General features: G+C 64.5%; 11 protein-coding genes. 2 read left to right on the top strand and 9 right to left on the bottom strand.

The genetic code is table 11. The features are described from left to right. Nucleotides 1-118 precede the first annotated feature (118 nt). The 9 genes from AC07R0_RS18840 to AC07R0_RS18800 all read right to left on the bottom strand — a co-directional run bounded on the left by AC07R0_RS18840 (nucleotide 119) and on the right by AC07R0_RS18800 (nucleotide 15,872). Complete coding sequence (locus AC07R0_RS18840; RefSeq protein ID WP_495105977.1) at nucleotides 119-5,518, bottom strand: diguanylate cyclase; 5,400 nt, start codon at nucleotides 5,516-5,518, stop codon at nucleotides 119-121. Between the two features lie 299 nt (nucleotides 5,519-5,817). Further along, nucleotides 5,818-7,254 (bottom strand): FGGY-family carbohydrate kinase, encoded by a 1,437-nt coding sequence (locus AC07R0_RS18835; RefSeq protein ID WP_495105976.1) that lies wholly within the window; start codon nucleotides 7,252-7,254, stop codon nucleotides 5,818-5,820. A gap of 5 nt (nucleotides 7,255-7,259) precedes the next feature. Continuing rightward, nucleotides 7,260-7,610, bottom strand: a complete 351-nt coding sequence (gene rhaM / locus AC07R0_RS18830) for an L-rhamnose mutarotase (RefSeq protein WP_495096482.1) — start codon at nucleotides 7,608-7,610, stop codon at nucleotides 7,260-7,262. After that, on the bottom strand, nucleotides 7,607-8,575 hold the full coding sequence (locus tag AC07R0_RS18825; RefSeq protein ID WP_495105975.1) for an ABC transporter permease: 969 nt from the start codon (nucleotides 8,573-8,575) through the stop codon (nucleotides 7,607-7,609). Before AC07R0_RS18825 ends, rhaM begins: the two co-directional genes overlap by 4 nt. Beyond that, nucleotides 8,572-9,555: an ABC transporter permease gene (locus AC07R0_RS18820; RefSeq protein ID WP_495105974.1), complete on the bottom strand. Its 984-nt coding sequence runs from the start codon at nucleotides 9,553-9,555 to the stop codon at nucleotides 8,572-8,574. The genes AC07R0_RS18825 and AC07R0_RS18820 overlap by 4 nt, the downstream gene beginning before the upstream one ends. Further along, nucleotides 9,552-11,102 carry a sugar ABC transporter ATP-binding protein gene (locus AC07R0_RS18815; protein ID WP_495105973.1) on the bottom strand — a complete coding sequence of 517 codons (1,551 nt, stop codon included), beginning with the start codon at nucleotides 11,100-11,102 and terminating at the stop codon, nucleotides 9,552-9,554. Before AC07R0_RS18815 ends, AC07R0_RS18820 begins: the two co-directional genes overlap by 4 nt. Nucleotides 11,103-11,302: 200 nt before the next feature. Then, complete coding sequence (gene rhaS, locus AC07R0_RS18810) at nucleotides 11,303-12,295, bottom strand: rhamnose ABC transporter substrate-binding protein (protein WP_495105972.1); 993 nt, start codon at nucleotides 12,293-12,295, stop codon at nucleotides 11,303-11,305. Nucleotides 12,296-12,435: 140 nt separating this feature from the next. Further along, nucleotides 12,436-13,728, bottom strand: a complete 1,293-nt coding sequence (gene rhaI / locus AC07R0_RS18805) for an L-rhamnose catabolism isomerase (RefSeq protein WP_495105971.1) — start codon at nucleotides 13,726-13,728, stop codon at nucleotides 12,436-12,438. A 41-nt stretch (nucleotides 13,729-13,769) separates the two neighbouring features. Beyond that, the gene (locus AC07R0_RS18800; RefSeq protein WP_495105970.1) at nucleotides 13,770-15,872 is read right to left on the bottom strand and encodes a bifunctional rhamnulose-1-phosphate aldolase/short-chain dehydrogenase; all 2,103 of its coding nucleotides are present in this window, start codon (nucleotides 15,870-15,872) and stop codon (nucleotides 13,770-13,772) included. A 271-nt stretch (nucleotides 15,873-16,143) separates the two neighbouring features. Between AC07R0_RS18800 and AC07R0_RS18795 the strand changes: the two genes are divergently transcribed. After that, entirely contained in the window at nucleotides 16,144-17,055 is a 912-nt protein-coding gene (locus AC07R0_RS18795; protein ID WP_495105969.1) for a LysR family transcriptional regulator, read from the top strand. A gap of 126 nt (nucleotides 17,056-17,181) precedes the next feature. Next, nucleotides 17,182-17,982 carry a CsgG/HfaB family protein gene (locus AC07R0_RS18790; RefSeq protein WP_495105968.1) on the top strand — a complete coding sequence of 267 codons (801 nt, stop codon included), beginning with the start codon at nucleotides 17,182-17,184 and terminating at the stop codon, nucleotides 17,980-17,982. Nucleotides 17,983-17,995 lie beyond the last annotated feature (13 nt).

The following is a 17,995-nucleotide window of genomic DNA, read 5'->3' as shown; positions in this document are numbered from 1 at the left end:
AAGTGTAAATGCAGATGCATATACCTTTCCCGCATCTGGATATATGAAAAACAAGGCTGTAGCGCTGGTAGTACCTGCGCAAGATGCTCTCAAAAAGAGAGCACTGGCGGCAGGCTTGTCACACCGTGCTGGGCAGGTCGGCGCAGCTGATGCGGTTGCGTCCCGCGTGTTTGGACTGGTACAGGCCGGTGTCGGCGCGGGCCAGCAGGCTGTCCAGCGTGTCTTCGGGCTGCAGAGTGGCCACGCCGAAGCTGGCTGTGACGGTCAGGCTTGCGCCGTGGGCCAGGGCCAGGGCCATGGGCAGGGTGACCAGAGCTACGCGCAAGCGCTCGGCCAGGGCCACGGCGTTCTGTGGATCGGTGTTGGGCATGAGGATGGCGAATTCTTCGCCACCCAGCCGGCCCACCACATCCTGTTGACGCACCAGGTTGCGGCAGGTGGTGCCCAGTCCGCGTAGCACCTGGTCGCCCACGGCATGGCCGTGGCGGTCGTTGATTTGCTTGAAGTGGTCCACGTCCAGCATCACTATGGACAGCGGGTGTTCGTAGCGGCGGGCCCGGGCCAGCTCGGCCTCGGTGCTTTCCATGAAGTAGCTGCGGCTGGCCATGCCGGTCAGGCTGTCGGTGGAGGCAATTTGGCGCAGGGTGGTTTCCATGGACTTGCGCTCGGTGATGTCGATCACGGTCGATAGCACGCAGGCGTGGCCATCGTAGGTAATGGGCACCATGGACACCAGGGCCCAGACCTCTGGGTTCTCGGGCGAGCCCAGGCAGACTTCAAAGTCGCGCAGCGCACCATCGCGCTGGTACTGGGCCAGCATCCGCACGCGGTCTTCAGGGTTGCGGTACAGGCTGTAAGGCGCATGACCCATCAGGGCGTCTGCCGGCATGCCGGCCAGCTCGGCCGCGCGCTCGTTGACATAGACAAATACGTTGTCCGACAGGCGGGTCACCGTCATGGGTAGCGGGGCATTGCGCAGAATGCTCAGGGTGCGGGCCTCGCTCTCGCGCAGCGCACGGGTGCGCTCGGCTACGCGTTGCTCCAGCGTGTCGGCCAGGCCACGCAGCTCGGCCACAAGGCGGGCGTTGTCGATGGCGTTGACCACATTGCCCGAGAGCAGCTCCAGAAACTGTATGCGCTCTGGCGAGAAGGCACCGCTGACTGCAGCATTTTCCAGATACAGCGCACCCATGGTCTTACCCTGGCGCAGCAGTGGCATGCATAGCACCGAGTGCGCCAGGTGGCTGCTGAAATACGGCAGGCGTTGCCAGGCCGGGGTACTACTGGCGTCGTGCACCACCACGGGCTGGCCGGTGCTGAGTACGGTGCGCAATATTTCCAGGGGCAGGCGGTGGCCGGCGTCTTCCAGTGCCAGGTCTTCCAGCACGCTGGCGCTGCCGGCGGCACTGCTGTCGGTTTGCAGCTGCCAGCGGCGGTGGTCGCCGAGCACGATGGCGGCGCGGCTGGCGCCGGCATTTTCACGCAGCACATGGACCAGGCGCGTGAGCAGTTCGTCCAGGGCGCTTTCAGCGGTGATGGCTTGTACGCTTTTCATCAGCGTGGACAGGTCCAGCGCGCTGGCGGGCACCGCCAGCACGGTATCGGTGGCATCGTGCACCGGTGGGGCGATGGGTGCCGGCTGTGGGTGGGCTCGGTCCAGTTGCTCTACCAGGGCATGTGCGCCCCAACGTAAAAATATGGCGCGCGCCTCGGCCCGGGCGGCCTGGGCCTGCAGCGATTGGCCGGCGCGGGCCAGGGCCCGGCTGTGGTAACTGTGGACCAGGCCCAGCAGGAACAGGTTGTGGAGCTGCTGCGCCGCTTGCAGGGCGGCTTGGAATTCGGCCTCCTGGGCGGGTAGGCCCGCATCTTCAGGCTGCAGATGGGCTTGCAGCAGATGCTGCAGCGGCCGCACATCGGTGCAGGTCTGCGCCCACAGGCTGAGCCGGGCTAGTGCTGCCTGGCAGCGCGCGGACGTGGCTTCGTCGGCTGCAGCGCAGTCCAGGGCGGCCATGGCGCTGAAGAAGACGCAGAACGGCACCACCACCATGCCGCGCCCGGCGGGGAACAGCTTTTGGGCCGCGTCGCCAGCGGCCAGCGCGGCTTCGGGTTGGCCGGCCAGCGCATGCAGCATGCAGCGCCAGGCCTGTAGGAACATGGCGCCGGTCTGGTCGGCGCGCGCGGTGTAAGTCTGCTCCAGTTGCTGGGCAGAAAACTGCGGTGTTTCCAGCGGCTGCTCGGCGAAGCGGGGCTGGTGCAGGGCCTGCAGGGTGGCGCGCAGCGCGGCCAGGTAGTCGTGCGCTACCGGCTGGCGGATGCGGCGCAGCGTGGCGGCATGCTGTTCCTGCTCGGTGCTCAGGTCGGCCAGTGGCATACCGGACAGGAAGGCGTGGTAGTCGTGCACATACATGGACAGGCCCGCATGGCGCAGGCTGCCGGTTTCCAGGCCGTCGCGGTGTACCTCCATCAGGGCCGGCAGGCCGCTGGAAATGCCCTCTATCCAATGGCGCAAAAAGGAGTTGAAGGAGAAGCCCGCATGCGCATGCACGTGGCGCCAGCCGTGCTGCTCCAGCAGCTCCATGGAGACGCGGCCCAACTGGTAGCCAAAGCGGTAGTCCTGCAGAAATTCAGCCACCATCAGGCCCATGACCGAATAGGCCGACATTGCGCCGGGTGCATGGCCGTGGGCCACCATCAGGCGCACCTGCAGCACAGTCAGCAGCGGCAGCAGTGCGGGCCGGGCGATGTAGGCGGCGGCGGTCATCTTGGCGATCACGCTGAGTTGTTGCAGGTACAGCGGTTCGGTCATGGCGGGGCGGGCGGCCAGGGCCTCGAAGCCCAGGGCCTGGATGGTGTCGCGCATGGCGGCCACCAGCGCCATGGCTTCTGCTGGTGTGGCGGCCGCGGGTGGCTCGGTACCCAGCAGGCGTAGCACGGCCAGGCCCAGCTCCAGGGTTTCGTCCAGCCGGCCGGAGGCGTAAAAGGATTCGATGCGTACGTCCAGCAGGCTGGCGTGGTCGCTGGGCGCCGTGGTGTGCGCCAGGCCGGCGTTGATCCAGCGGTCCATGGCCTCGCTGTCGCCCTTCAGCGCGGCCATGCGGGCGGCGTGCACATGCAGGGCCAGGGTGGTGACCGGGTCTTGCTGCCAATGTGCGTCACCATACAGCGCAATGGCCTGGGCGGCATAGTCGGCGGCCAGGTCGAAGGAGGCGGCGTCGCGGGCCAGGTGGCTGGCGCGGGCATTGAAGCCTGCCAGCTGCAGGCGCTCGGCGGCGTTGTGCAGCAGGGCCTGGCCCTGGTTGAGATGGTTGACGACGGCAAAGTCGGGTTGCTGGCGCTGGCTGCCGTCACGCAGCAGGCGGCCTATGCGCAGGTGCAGCGCAGGGCGCTGGTCGGCACTGGTCAGCAGATAAGCGGCTTCCTGCACCCGGTCATGCACGAAGGACAGCTCTACATGCACGCCCTGGCTCTCGTGGGCTTGCAGCATGCTGATCCATTTGTAGCGCGCGTCCTGCGGCACCAGCAGCCCGGCATGCAAGGCCGGAGCCAGGGCGCGCAGCACGGCGTGTTCGTTGCTTTCGCAGGCCTGGCTCAGCGTGTTTAGCGCAAACCGGCTGCCCAGGCAGGCGGCGGTGGTCAGCAGGGTGCCAGTGTCGGGTGGCAGGCGGCGCAACTGCTCCAGCATCAGTCCGACCACGTTGTCGGCAATGCGTTCGCCCTGGATGTGTTCTTCGGACCAGCGCCAGCAGGGGCCGCTGCGGTCCAGCCAGATGAGGCGGCGGCGGTACAGGTCTTCCAGGAAGCGCGCCAGGAAGAACGGGTTGCCCCCGGTTTTGGCCATGCACAGGCTGGCCAGTGCCTGTACTTGCGCCACGGGCTGGTGCAGGCTGTCGGCCAGCAACTGGGCAACGTCATCCACCTGCAGCGGGCCCACGGCCAGCGCGGTGTGGCGGCCGCCGTTGTCTGCCAGGGCAGCCAGGTCTTGCAGTAGCGGGTGGCCGGCGGGCACTTCGTCGGCGCGGTAGGCGCCTATCAGCAGCAGGTGCTGCAGGCCTTCGTCCAGCGCTAGCTCACGCAGCAGGCGGCGGGACACGCGGTCGGCCCACTGCAGGTCGTCAATGAACACTACCAGAGGGGCATCGGCGCGGGCCAGGGCGGCAAAGCACAGCTGCATGCTGCGCAGAAAGCGGTTTTCTGCCTCGGTGGGGCCCAGCGGTACCGGGGGCAGCAGATCATCGCCCAGCAGCAGGCCTAGCTCCGGCAGGGCTGCGTGGGCGACAGCTGTGTTTGGGCCCAATTGCTGCAGCAGGGCGTTGCGCCACAGGCTTTGCTCCGCCGCTGGCAGGGCCAGCACCTGGCGCACGCGCTGCTCCAGCGCTTGCAGAAATGCCGCGCAGGGCGTGTGCTGGCTGAACTGGTTGAATTTGCCGCTGACCATATGGCCACGGTGGCCCAGCAGGCTGCGCTGTACCTCGTGCACCAGGGCGGTCTTGCCTATGCCGGACACACCGGCGACGGTGATGACCTGGGCACTGCCGCTGGCCGCTGCTTCGAAGGCAGCCAGCATGCGCTGTACGTCTTGCGCGCGACCATACAGCCGACCGGAAACCTGGAAGCGCTCGGATAAATCGCCCTGCGCCAGCACCAGGGAGTCGCGCAAGTGCGGGGTCTGCAGGTACTGCAATATGTGTTGCAGGTCGCGTCGCAGCACCGGGTGGCTTTGGAAGCGGGCCTCGGGTTCCTTTGCCAGCAGACGCTCCAGCAGGGCTGCCAATACCGGGGGCGCGTCGGGCCGCAACGACAGCAACGGGGGCGGGGTGCGCGCCAGGTGGGCGTGCACGGCCTCTACTGGGTCGGCGGTGTGGCCAAACGGCGGGGTGCCGGTGAGCAGCTCGAACAGCGTGGCACCCAGGGCGTAGAAGTCGGCGCGGTAGTCCAGGTCGCGGTTCATGCGGCCGGTCTGCTCGGGCGCCATATAGGCCAGCGTGCCCTCCAGCTCGCGCAGGCTGGCGGTTTGGGTGCGTTCCACCGACATGTCGGCGGCAATGCCGAAGTCGATCAGCTTTACCGTGGCTTGGCCGGGCGCGCTGCCCAGCCTGGCGATGATGTTGCCCGGGCCTATGTCCTTGTGCAGTATGTCGCGCACATGGATGGCCTCCAGCGCGTCCACTACTGCCAGGGCGATGTGCAGCGCGTCTGCCACCGGCAGAGTGCCTTGCTGCAGCAGGCTGCGCAGGGAGACGGCATTGTCATCGGCCATGGCGAGAAAGAGCATGCCGCCATGGCTGTCCAACGTCTCGGCGCTGACCACATGCGGGTGCGTGACACGGCGCGACAGCTCGAATTCACGGCGAAAGCGGGCTACGTCGCCTGGCTCCAGCCGGGCCTGGCGCAAAAACTTGACGACTTTGGGCTGGCCAGCCTGCAAGCAACGCAGCACCAGGGAGCGCCGGCCTTGGTACATCGTTTCCAGCACGGTGTAGCTACCGAAGCTGGCACCTGGCTGGGCGAAGGCGGGCATGGGCTGATCGTCATGAGCTCCGTCTGAGGTGGTGTCCTGAAGCGAATGGGCGGGCATACAAGGCGTGGTCATCGCTTTACATGATAGTGGTTCGCAAAGTGCCTGACATTACGCCAGAGGGGTTAATTTTCTATAGAGAAATCAGTTTTTGCGCAGTTTTTATATGCCTGGGTAGCTACTTATTTGATAGCGCAAGTGACGTGTTGTTTGTGCTGAAGTGTTGTGTGTTTGGCAATTTGTATGAAACTGGCCTCTGGCGCAGATAAATCCTGCGCTAGCAGCTATGAAAACCATAGTGATCAGTGCAGGGCGTTCAGCCAGGCTGCGTGGTAGCCCTGCAGTTCGTCCAGCGCATTCGGCGCATTCAGCGCGTATCGGGGCGCGGCTTGCAGGCTGTGCGCCGTGGCAGGCGCGGGCCAGCGGCTCAGCATCCAGGTGCCGCGTGCAGTGCCTTCCATGGCATCGATGCTGGCCTGGCACTGGTGGCCGGGCAGCAAGACCTGCAGCAGGCCCAGGTACAGGGCGTTGTGCGCCAGCGGGCCTTCCACGACTACCGTGGCAGCGGCGCTGGCCGGGCGTAGCTGCAACACCAGCCAGGCGGTGATCTGGGCACAGTACAGGGCCGCAAGGGCCGAACGTTGGCTTGGGGGCAGCACTTGCAAGGCGATAGTCTTGCCGCCCCGCAGTACTTGTCCTGCGCGGTGCATGAACGGGCCGCCCTGCGGCGCAAAGCTGGGCAGGGCGACGGTGTGGCTGCGTAGCAGCTGCTGCACGTCTTCCAGCGTGCCCAGGTCGGGCGGCGCGCCGTCCAGGATGGCGGCGAACTCGCGGCCACCCATGAAGCGGGCGGTGGGCGTGGCCTGGCCCAGCACGTTGACGTTGCACAGCATGTCGCACTCGGCGCGTAACGTGGCCGTGGGGGCGTCGGGTGCCATCAGCACCGTCCAGGTGCCGGACGACACCACGGTCAGGTCCTGCATGCTGGACAGGTAGCGCGCCAGGCAGGCATTGCTGTCGTGCACACCTGCGTGGACTTCGCAGGCCAGGGGCAAGCCCAATGCCTCAGCCAGGGCCGGGCGCACCGTGCCCAATACCTGCCAGGCCGGGGCCAGCGGGGCGAACAGCGCGGCCCAGCCCTGCGATTGGGCCAGGGCGGAATAGCCTTGCTGGTCGGGCGCCCACAGCTGGGTGTGGCAGCCCAGGGACGACACCTCGCTGGCGGCCACGCCGCAGAGCCACCAGGCCCAGTACTGCGGGTAGGGCAGCAGGCTGCGGGTGCGGGCCCAGGCGTCCGGGTGCGTGTGCTGCAGCCAGTAGAGCTGGCGGGCCGCGTTCAGGCCCATGGGCAGGTCGGGCGACAGCGTGGCCTCGAAGGCATCGCGCTGGCTTTGGTAGGCCTGGTGTAGCGGGCTGGTCTGGCCCGCGTAGCCGTCGAATTCATAGTCCAGTGCGGGCCAGGCCAGGCCGCTGTCGTCCAGTGCGACAAACGCTGCGCCGTGGGTGCAGGGAATCACGCGTGCGCAGCGCCGGGTCAGTGGTGACGCGGCCAGGGTGGAGCACATCCAGTCGGTCAGGCCGTCAATGTCCAGCGCGGTATAGCCCAGAGCCGTCATTACCGGCGCGTTCTTGCGGCCATGCTGCTCCAGCACTTCGCCGTTGTCGTTGACCAGCAGCAGCTTGGCGTGGCTTTTGCCTATGTCTATGACCAGGGTCAGGTCCAGAGTCGTGTCCTGCATGGGCATCAGTCCAGGTGGAACATGCAGGGCAGGGGCTCGGCCACTGGCGAACCGTCAGGGTTGGCGCGCATCAGGTCGGCCATGTACGCCCACCAGCGCTGCATGACCGGGTGCTGGGGCAGGGCGTCCATGGTGTGGCCGGCCTTGCGGCGCAGCACGGCGAATAGCACATGGTGTTCCTCATCGAGATAGATGCTGTAGTCGCTCACGCCAGCTGTTTTCAGCAGGTCCACCAGCTCGGGCCAGATCTCATCGTGGCGCTTTTTGTATTCCGCCACGCAGCCCGGGTGCAGAAACATGCGGAAGGCATATTTTTCACCGCTAATTTCAACGCTTATGCCAGCAGCCTCCGTCATGCCAACAGCCTCCGGCCGGGGCGCTTGAACATGCGCGGCAAGACCATGGAGACGATCAGCAGCGCGCCAATCACCATGCTCATCACAATGCCGGTCACGTTCGCCATGCCCATGGCAAAGGTGAACAGGCCCAGCAGCAGCACGGCCAGCATGGTGCCCACGATGCTGCCGCGCCCGCCTTCAATTGCCACGCCGCCCAGGATCACCATGGTGATGGCGTCCAGCTCCCAGCCCATGGCGATGTTGGGGCGGGTGCTGCCGATGCGGCCGGTCAGCATGATGGCTGCCAGCGCCGCCATCAGGCCGGCAAACACAAACAGGCCCATGCGGTAACGGTCGGCCGCAATGCCCGAGAAGCGGGCTGCCACCGGATTCGCGCCCACGGCATACAGCCGACGGCCCAGCACGGTGCGGTGCAGTACTACGCCCACCGCCACGGCGCACAGCAGCAGGATGGCGAATTCAATCGGCAGCACCAGCCAGCGCACGCCAATCAGCTCGCCCACATAAGCGTTACCCAGGGTGGAGAAGGCCTCGGGGTAGCCAGAGATAGCTTTGTCACCCAGTGCCACCAGGGCTAGGCCGCGGTACAGGGACAAGGTGCCAATCGTCACCACGATGGAGGGCAGCTTGTAGCGCGTCACCAGCCAGCCGTTCAGCCCGCCGGCAACGGCACCGGTGGCAAATGCCGCCAGCGTGATGCCCAGCGGACCGGCCCCCGCCCGCATGGAAAAGCCCATGGCTAGCGAACAAAGCGCCAGCGTGGCGGCGATGGACAGGTCAATCTCGCCTGTGATGATGAGCAAGGCCAGGGCCAGCGCCAGAATGCCTTTCTCGCTGAAATTGAAGGTACTGTCGGCCAGCGTGTCGGGCGACATGAAGCCCGGTTGTGTGACGCCAAACACCACCAACAGCAGCACCAGCAGGGCCAGCAGCACCCGTTCCCATGTGTTCCAGGCCTTCATGCCAGACTCCCTTTACGTTCCAGAATTTGGCGCCCAGCGCGCCGCTCGGCACGGGCATTCACCGCCACCGAAACCAAGATCACCGCCCCCGCAATCGCCTGCTGCCAGAAGGGCGACACCTGTATCACCGGCAAGGCACCGTTAACCACGCCGATGAACAGCACGCCCAGCGCAGCACCCAGCACGCTGCCCACACCGCCGCCAATGCTCACGCCGCCGATCACACAGGCCGCCACCACGGTCAGCTCATAGCCTGCGGCCAGCTCGGTATAGGCAATCGAATAGCGCCCCACCCACAGCAGCCCGGACAGCCCGGCCAGCATGCCGGACAGGGTGTAAACCATCATCAGTCGCTTATTGGCCGAGATGCCCACATAGGCCGCCGCATGCGGGTTGCCGCCCAGGGCGTAGATCTCGCGGCCTTCACGGCGCAGCTTCAAAAACACGGCACTGGCGGCCAGCACGGCCAGCGCAAACCACACCAGGGCGGGCAGGCCCAGCCAGACCTCGCGCGGCAGGCCCTTGATGGCGGGGTGGATGTCCTGGTCGGAAATCCAGGCGCCCTTGCTGGCCACAAAGATCGCGCCCCGGTAGGCCGACAGCGTGCCCAGCGTCACCACGATGGGTGGCAGCGCAAAGCGGGTAATCAGCCAGCCGTTGACGCTGCCCAGCAGCGCACCTACTACCAGCGACACCAATATCAGCAGCACGATGGGCGCTTCGGGCCAGGCCCGGCCCAGCAGCGCGCAGACCATGCCGGTCAGCGCCAGGTTGGATGCCACCGACAGGTCGATGCCGCGGGTCAGCAGCACCAGCATTTGGCCCATGACCAGGATGCTCAGGATGGCCGAGTCGTTGGCGATGTCCATGCCGTTGCGCCAGCTGAGGAACACGGGAGCCCGTGCGCCCACGGCCAGGGCAATCACTACGATGATGGCCAGGAGCAGCCATTCCCTGCGAATCACGTTAAATTTTTTCATGCTGCAAATGCCTCTCGCAATACCGGGGTGGGCCGCGCCGCAGGCTGCGGGCTGCTGGCCGCAGTGGCGCCGGATGCCGCCGCCACAATGGCTTCCGCATGCGCGTCAGCACGGGCAAATTCGGCCACCTGCACGCCACGGCGCATGACGATGGTGCGGTGGGCCAGGTTCATCACCTCGGGCAGTTCGCTGGACACCAGAATCACTGCCAGGCCTTGTTCCACCATTTCCGCGATCAGCTGGTACACGGCCTGCTTGGCACCCACGTCGATGCCCTTGGTGGGTTCGTCCAGGATCACGATGCTCGGCTCCAGGCCCAGCCACTTGGCGATCACTACCTTTTGCTGGTTGCCGCCCGACAGGCCGGACAGCAGCGTGTCGGGTGAGTGGGTCTTGATGCGCAGGCGCTCGATCATGCGTTGGCACAGTGCTGATTCGCGCACTTGCGATAGCCAGGGCCCGCGTGCAAAGCGGCTCAGGCCCGCCAGGCTGATGTTGTGCTGCACCGAAAGGCTCAGAATGCCACCCTGGCGCTGGCGCTCTTCGGGCACATAGGCGATGCCGGCGTTGATGGCATCCGCCGGGTCTTTGGGTGAAAAAGGCTGTCCACTCACCGTGAATGTGCCGTGGGCTGCGGGGTTCAGCCCCATCAGCGCCATCATGGATTCGCTGCGGCCAGAGCCGACCAGGCCGTAAAAGCCCAGGATTTCACCTTTGCGTAGCGTGAAGTTCAGCTTGTCAAATTCGGTGGGGTGGGACAGGTCTTGCACCGTCAACACCACCTCGCCCGGCACCGAGGTGATGGCGGGGTAGATCTGGTCGATGGCGCGGCCGGCCATCAGCTTCACCAGGTCTTGCTCGGTGGCCTCGGCAATGCGGCCGCTGCCCACGGTGGTGCCGTCGCGCAGCACCACATACTGGTCGGCCACGGCAAATATTTCGTCGAACTTGTGGGTGATGAAGATTACACCCACGCCTTGGGAACGCAGCTTGCGCACGATGCCGTAGAAGTCGCGGATTTCCTGCTGTGACAAGGCCGCCGTGGGCTCGTCCAGAATCACGACCTGGGCTTTTTGCGACAGGGCACGGGCGATCTCCACCAGGTGCCGCTCGGCCAGGCTCAGGTCTTTCACCATGGTGCTGGCCTGGAAGCGCGCACCGATCTGCTCCAGCACCTGCTGGGCCTGGGTGTTCATGCTCTTCCAGTCGATGAAGGGGCCACGCATCAGGTGGCGGCCCACGTAAATGTTTTCGGCCACGCTGAGTTCTTCGAACATTACCGTCTCCTGGTGCACGGCCAGAATGCCGGCGGCCTGCGAGGCCTGGGCGTTGGCAAACTTGTGTGCCACGCCGCGCAAGGAGATGCTGCCTTCATCCACCGGAATCACGCCGGTAAGCAGCTTGACCAAAGTGGACTTGCCGGCGCCGTTTTCGCCCACCAGGGCCAGCACTTCTCCGGCCTGCAAATCCAGGTCCACGCCGCGCAGCGCATGGGTAGCGCCAAAGCGTTTGTGGATGCCGCGCAGGCTAAGCAATACGTCACTCATTTAGAAATCCAGCTTTGCAAAAAAAAAGGGGCACCCACCCTGACAGAGATGCCCCACGAACTTGTTGGCTACCGACAGCAGTACTGTCAGCCAGAACGCACGTCGACCAGAGATACCGCAGAACCGGCTATGCCGGGCTGCTGGTATCGCCCCCTGCAAGGGGGTTGGCGAAAAGTGCGCAGCACTGCAGCCTGGGGGTGTTAGAAGAACTTCGCGAATTTCTCGACGTTGGTGGCATCGTAGGTGAAGGGTTCCGACATGGCGGCTTCGCTGTTCGCATCCAGCGTCACGGTGCCCACACGGCCCAGAGACACTTTTTCACCCGGCTTGCCAGTGACCTTGCCAGAGATGAACTGGCTGGCCGCGTAGACAGACGAGTAGCCCAGGTCGATAGGGTTCCAGATGGCGAAGGACTTGACCGCGCCGCTCTTCACATGGCCGGCCATTTCAGATGGCAGGCCCAGGCCCGTTACGAATACGCTGCCGACTTTCTTCTCATCCTGCACAGCCTTGGCGGCTGCCGCTACACCCACGGTGGTGGGGGCGATGATGGCCTTCAGGTTGGGGTAGCTCTTGAACAGGCCTTGGGCTTCGCGGTAGCTCTTGTCGGTCTGGTCGTCGCCGTAGACCACGCTAACCAACTTCAGACCCTTGTAGGCGGGCTGGGCCAGTACTTTCTTGGCTTCGTCGATCCAGATGTTCTGGTTGGTGGCCTGTGCGGTAGCGGACAGGATGGCCACTTCACCGGTGGAGCCTACGGCGTCGGCCGTCATCTTCACCAGTTTTTCGCCGATCAGCGGGTTGCTGGAAGGGCTCAGGTGCATCATGCGGCCGTCTTTGCGCACGCCGGAGTCGAACGAGATGACCTTGATGCCGCGGTCCATGGCGCGCTTGAGCACTGGTGCCAGGGCGTCGGGGTCGTTCGCCGAGATGACGATGGCCGAGACCTTTTGCGCGATCAACGAGTTGACGATTTCGATCTGGCCTTCGGCCGTGGCCTTGGCCGGGCCGGTGTAGATGATTTCCACATTTTTCAGCTCTTTGGCTGCTTCCTGCGCACCCTGGTTGGCCGCGTCAAAGAAGCCGTTGCCCAGGCTCTTCACCACCAGGGCGATCTTGTCCGCAGCAAATGCCGGACTGGCCAAGGCCGCGCTCAATGCCACGGTCAGCAGGGTTGCGATTTGTTTCTTCATGCTTGTCTCCTGGATGTCTTTGTTGGTATCAAAAATTGGCCTTAACAATGGAGTTATGGCCGGTGTCGCTACCGGCGCTACAGCTGGGGAGCTGCGCGCCGGTCTCGATGGGGTGGCGCTGTGCTGGGGGCACAGCTACCTTAAACAATGCCGCTGCTGGGGCCGCTGGCGGGGCGAATAGTTGCCATGTCAGTGCGGTAGCCCGAAGTTCTGTAAGTTGCCACGGGGTCGGCGGCGCCGCCGGCTTCGATGCGGATCTTTTGCAGCAGCGGGGTCACGTCGGTGTGGAAGGCGGCCTTCAAGGTCTGCGCCGCCATCAGCACGTCGTTGCCGTCCTGGTAACCGGTGAGGGCCGTGCGGTCGACCAGCAGGGCCTGGGCGTAGCAGCGCTGCACGGTCACGGCGCTGGTCATCAGGCTCTCTATCGGGTCGGTCACGTTGTGCGACTGGTCCAGCATGTAGGCGGGGTTGAAGTTGGGCGCCTTGCTTTGCGCCGCGTCGACCAGTTCGTTGAACACCAGGAACAGCTGGAAGGGGTTGATGCTGCCGCTGTCCAGGTCGTCGTCGCCGTACTTGCTGTCGTTGAAGTGGAAGCCGGCCAGCTTTTGCGCATGCACCAGTCGCGCCACGATCATTTCGATATTGGTGTTCGGCGCGTGATGGCCCAGGTCCACCAGGCAGCGGGCTTTCTCGCCCAGGCTTTGCGCGGCCAGCAGGCTGCTGCCCCAGTCCTGGATCACGGTGGCGTAGAAGGCGGGTTCGAACATCTTGTGTTCCAGGAACATGTTCCAGTCGACTGGCAGGGCCGCGTAGATCTGGCGGTTGCTGTCCAGGTAGCGCTCAAACTGGCGGCGGAAGTGGCTTTGGCCGGGGAAGTTGGAGCCGTCGCCGATCCATACCGTCAGCGCCTTGCTGCCGATCTGCTTGCCGATTTCGATGCATTCAAGGTTGTGCGCCACGGCCTGGGCGCGTACGCCGGCGTCGGCATGGGTCAGGCTGCCGAATTTGTACGACAGCGGCTGGTCCTTCTGGTCGGAGAAGGTATTGGAGTTGACTGCGTCAAAGCCCAGGCCGAAGGACTCGGCATGCTGGCGCAGTTCCTTGTAGTCGCTGACCTTGTCCCAGGGGAAATGCGGCGACACGGTGGGGGTGCAGCGCACCAGCTGCTGGATCACGCCGCAGTCCTGCAGCTTGTCGAACACATTGCGTGGCTCGCCCTTGCCGGGGAAGCGGGCGAAGCGGGTGCCGCCGGTGCCCACGCCCCAGCTGGGCACGGCCACGGCGAACTTCGCTACCTCGGCTTTCAGCGTGTCGATGTTGACACCGCGGCGGGCCAGCTGCTCGCCCAGATGTTTGTAGTCAGAATCGACTCTGGCACCGGCACTATGTGCGTGGTCAGCTATTAATTCAGGAGCAATTTTGGTCGTGGTCATGGTTGTCTCTTGTGTTTTTTGCTGCGGGTATCAGTGTGGCATTAGCGCGGGAAAGCGGCCAGATTACCCGCGTCCACATTGATGATGTTGCCGGTCGATTTGGCGGCCAGATCGCTGGCCAGGAAGTAGGTGGCTTCGGCAATGTCTTCGGGGAAGACGCTGCGCTTCAGCATGGAGCGGTCGCGGTAGAAGGCTTCGAGTTCTTCCTCGCTGATCTTGTTGGCGGCGGCGCGCTCCTGGCTCCAGGCACCGGTCCAGATCTTGCTGCCGCGGATCACCGCGTCGGGATTGACCACGTTGGAGCGGATGCCCAGCGGTGCGCCTTCCAAAGCAAAGCTGCGCGACAACTGGATCTCGGCCGCCTTGGCCGCGCAGTAGGCGCTAGCCTGGGCGCTGGCCACCATGCCGTTCTTGCTGGCGATGTAAACCATGGCGCCGCCGATGGCCTGGGCCTTCATCAGGCGGAAGGCTTCGCGGCCCACCAAAAAGTAGCCGGTGGCCAGGATGTTCTGGTTGCGCATCCACAATGCCAGGCTGGTGTCTTCGATCGGTGCTGCCGAGGCGATGCCGGCGTTGGACACCAGGATGTCCACGCCGCCAAACTCCAGCGTGGCCTGCACATAGGCGTTGATGACGGAGTCTTCGGACGTCACGTCGCAGACCATGCTGCGCACCACGTCCTTACCAAAACGCTTGGCCAGCTCGGCGCGGGTGGATTCCAGTGCTTCTACGTCGATGTCCAGCAGCGCCACGCAGCCACCTTCATTCAAAAAGCGCTCGACGATGGCGCGGCCGATGCCGCCGGCACCGCCGGTGACCACCGCCACCTTGCCGACCAAGGGCTTGGCCTTGGGCATGCGTTGCAGCTTGGCTTCTTCGAGCAGCCAGTATTCGATGTCAAACGCCTCTTGCTCGGGCAGGCCCACGTAGGTGTCGATGGCGTTGGCGTCGCGCATCACGTTGATGGCGTTCACATAGAACTCGCCAGCGATGCGCGCCGTGGCCTTGTCCTTGGCAATCGACACCATGCCGATGCCGGGCAGCAGGATGATGACCGGATTCGCATCGCGCAGGGCCGGGCTGTCGGCGCGCTTGCAGCGCTCGTAGTAGGCGGCGTAGTCGGCGCGGTAGGCGACGAGCTTTTCCTCCAGCGCGGCGGCCAGGGCAGCGCCTTCTAAGTTGTAGACAGCTGCTTCCAGGATCAGCGGGCGGATCTTGGTGCGCAGGAAATGGTCGGGGCAGGAGGTGCCCATGGCGGCCAGCGGCGCCAGATCCCGGCTGTTGACGAACTCCATCACCGTGGGTTGGCGGTCTACGTGCAGCAGCTTGTGGCCGCTTTTCGAAGCCAGGCCGCGCAGCACCGGCAGTACGCGGGCCAGCGTCGCATCTTGTTCGGCAGTGGGCAGCGATTCCTGCGCCACGCCACCAAAGCTCACCGCCTTGCGGGCCACGCGTTCGCGGCCCAGCCAGTTTTGCGCATGGGCGATCACGCCCACGGTGTTTTCATAGCAGATCTTGGCCGTGTCGCCCCAGGTGAACAGGCCGTGGCCAGCCAGCACCAGGCCGCGCTGGTCGGGGTGGGCGGCTTGGTAGCGCTGCAGCATCAGGCCGAGCTCGAAGCCGGGCTTGCGCCAGGGCAACCAGCCGACCGTGCCTTCAAAAATCTTCGCCGTCAGTGCTTCGCTATTGGCCATGGCGGCAATGGCGATCACCGCGTCGGGGTGCATGTGGTCCACATGGGCGAACGGCAGGTAGGCGTGCAGGGGCGTGTCGATGCTGGCGGCGCGCGGGTTCAGGTTGAAGGTGCAGTGCGGCAGGTAGGCGACCATCTCGTCTTCGAACTGCGGGCCGCGGTACAGCGCCTGCAGCGCGTTCAGCTTGTCCATGTACAGGGTGCTGAAGCCGTCGAGCTTCATCGAACCCACGTCGCCGCCTGAGCCCTTGACCCACAGCACGGTGGTGTCCTGGCCGCTCAGCGGGTCTTTTTGCACCAGCTTGGCCGAGGTGTTGCCGCCGCCGTAGTTGGTGATGCGCAGGTCGGAGCCCAGCAGGTTCGAGCGGTACAGCAGCAGGCCGGACGCATCCAGCGTGGCGGCGTGGGCGTCGTTCCAGGAGGGGAAGGGGGCGATGGTGGTGTTGGACATGGGGCAGGTGGTGTGCGAAAGGGCAAAAGGGGTTGCAATGGCCGCAAGTCTAGGTATGCCTATGTATATCCACAACACATGTATTTTTATGTTTTGGCAAAGTTTTACTTATACTCTGGGCCTACTCCAGCGTGGGTCGGTACGCCATGCGGATAGGGTTGGAATTGCTGCGTCGCAGCTAAGGGAAACTACCCGCCAGATCCCGATGTGAACGCCCGTTCTATTACCTGTTGGATGCCTGATTTCAGGGTGAAACCCTGTACCGATTGCTATGAAAAACGCCACCCTGCGCCAGCTGCGGATTTTTGAAGCCGTTGCTACCTCCCTCAGCTATTCGCGCGCCGCCGAACAGCTGCACCTGACCCAGCCCGCCGTGTCCATGCAGATCAGCCAGCTGCAGGAGGATGTGGGCCAGCCGCTGTTCGTCAAAACCGGCAAGCGCCTGGTGCTCAACCCGCCCGGCGAAGCCTTGCTGCGCCACACCCGCCGCATCCTGGACCAGGTGCGCATCGCAGACGAGGCGATGGCCGCCAGCCGCAGCGGTGAGGGCGGCCTGCTGCACCTGGGCGTAGTGCCGACTGCACACTACTTTGCGCCGGCGCTGCTGATGGCCTTCAAGGCGCGGCACCCCGGCATCCGCTTCAAGCTCACGGTGGAGCGGCGCGAGAAGATCCTGGCCATGCTACAAGAGCACCAACTGGACGTGGCCATCGGCGGCTACCCCCCCAGCGAGGCCGATGTGGAGGCTGAAACCTTTGCCCGCAACCCGCACTGCATCGTCGTCCCGCCCAACCACCCGTTGGCCGCGCGCCGCAAGCTGACCTGGGCCGATCTGCGCACCGAGGATTTCATCTTCCGCGAGCCCGGCTCGGCCACCCGGCAGTTTCTGGAGCACCTGCTGCAATCGCAGTCGCTGCAGGTGAATGTGTCGATGGAGCTGTCCGGCAACGAGACCATCAAGCAGGCCGTGATGGTCGGCATGGGCATTAGCTTCTTATCCGCCCACGTGTTCCAGGTCGAACTGGCCGCCGGCATGCTGGCGGTATTGGATCTGCAGGACATGCCGAAGATGCTGGACTGGTGTCTGCTGCACCGGCGCGATGCCGTGCCGTCGGATCTGGGGGCGGCGTTTCGGGACTTTGTGCTGGCGGACGGGGCGGGGTTTGCGGCTTGCAGGATTTAGCAAACTGGTCGCGCATTCCCGGGCCCGTGGTAGACGCAATTCGTAACAAACGATTGTTCGGCTTAGGGGCTGTACTGCCATAAGTGGCATGTACCATCCGTGCCGATCTTTACTCAGTCCCTACTTATGAACCGCTCTGCTCCCGCGCTTATCGCCGTCACAGTGGCCATGGTCTTGCTTGCTGCTTGCAATAAGCCTTCGGGTATTGAAACCGGCAATGCCGGTGGCTTGGCGACAGGCGCCGCTGGGCAAAAGCAGTCCACGGGCGAAACACGCAAGATTGAAAAGTGCGATGCTCCGTTGGCCACGCTCGGCGTGATCGAAAACCCCAACGGCTACACCTATACCAGCAGCGCGGGCGGGTTGCCCAACTCGCCTGTGCCTTTGGTGAGATTGATGCTGCAGCAAAGCGGCTGCTTTCGCGTGGTGGACCGTAATTTGGGGCTCAAGGGCACCAAGCAGGAAATGGACTTGCAGGAGTCGGGTTTGACCCGCAAGGACAGCACGGTGAACCCGCGCGGCCATGTGCTGGAAGCCCAATACGTGCTGACACCCACCTTGGTGTTTTCGGAGCAGAACGCTGGCGGTGGGCTGGAAGGCATCCTGGCGCGTATTCCGTACATTGGGCAGTTCGCGGGTCTGGCCGAGAAGGTGAAGTTCAAGGAGGCCCAAGTGGTGCTGACCCTGACCGACTCGCAAACAACCGAGCAATTGGTGAGCGCCGAGGGCTCGGCGCGCGCCACGGATTTGGGAACTGCGGGCCTGATGATCGGCGCTGCCGGTGGTGGTGGCGCGGCCGGTTGGACCAATACCAATGAAGGCAAAGTGATATCGGCCGCGTTCCTGGATTCGGTCAACAAAATGATCCCCCATGTGCGGGAGTTGGTCGCCAAGTCCATGCCCGACCGCGTGGCGACAAAGAAATAATGCGCCGTAGCTA

The sequence above is a fragment of the Rhodoferax sp. GW821-FHT07F03 genome (assembly GCF_059418745.1).
Note: the sequence above shows the minus strand (reverse complement) of the source record. Positions and strands in the feature narration are given on the sequence as shown.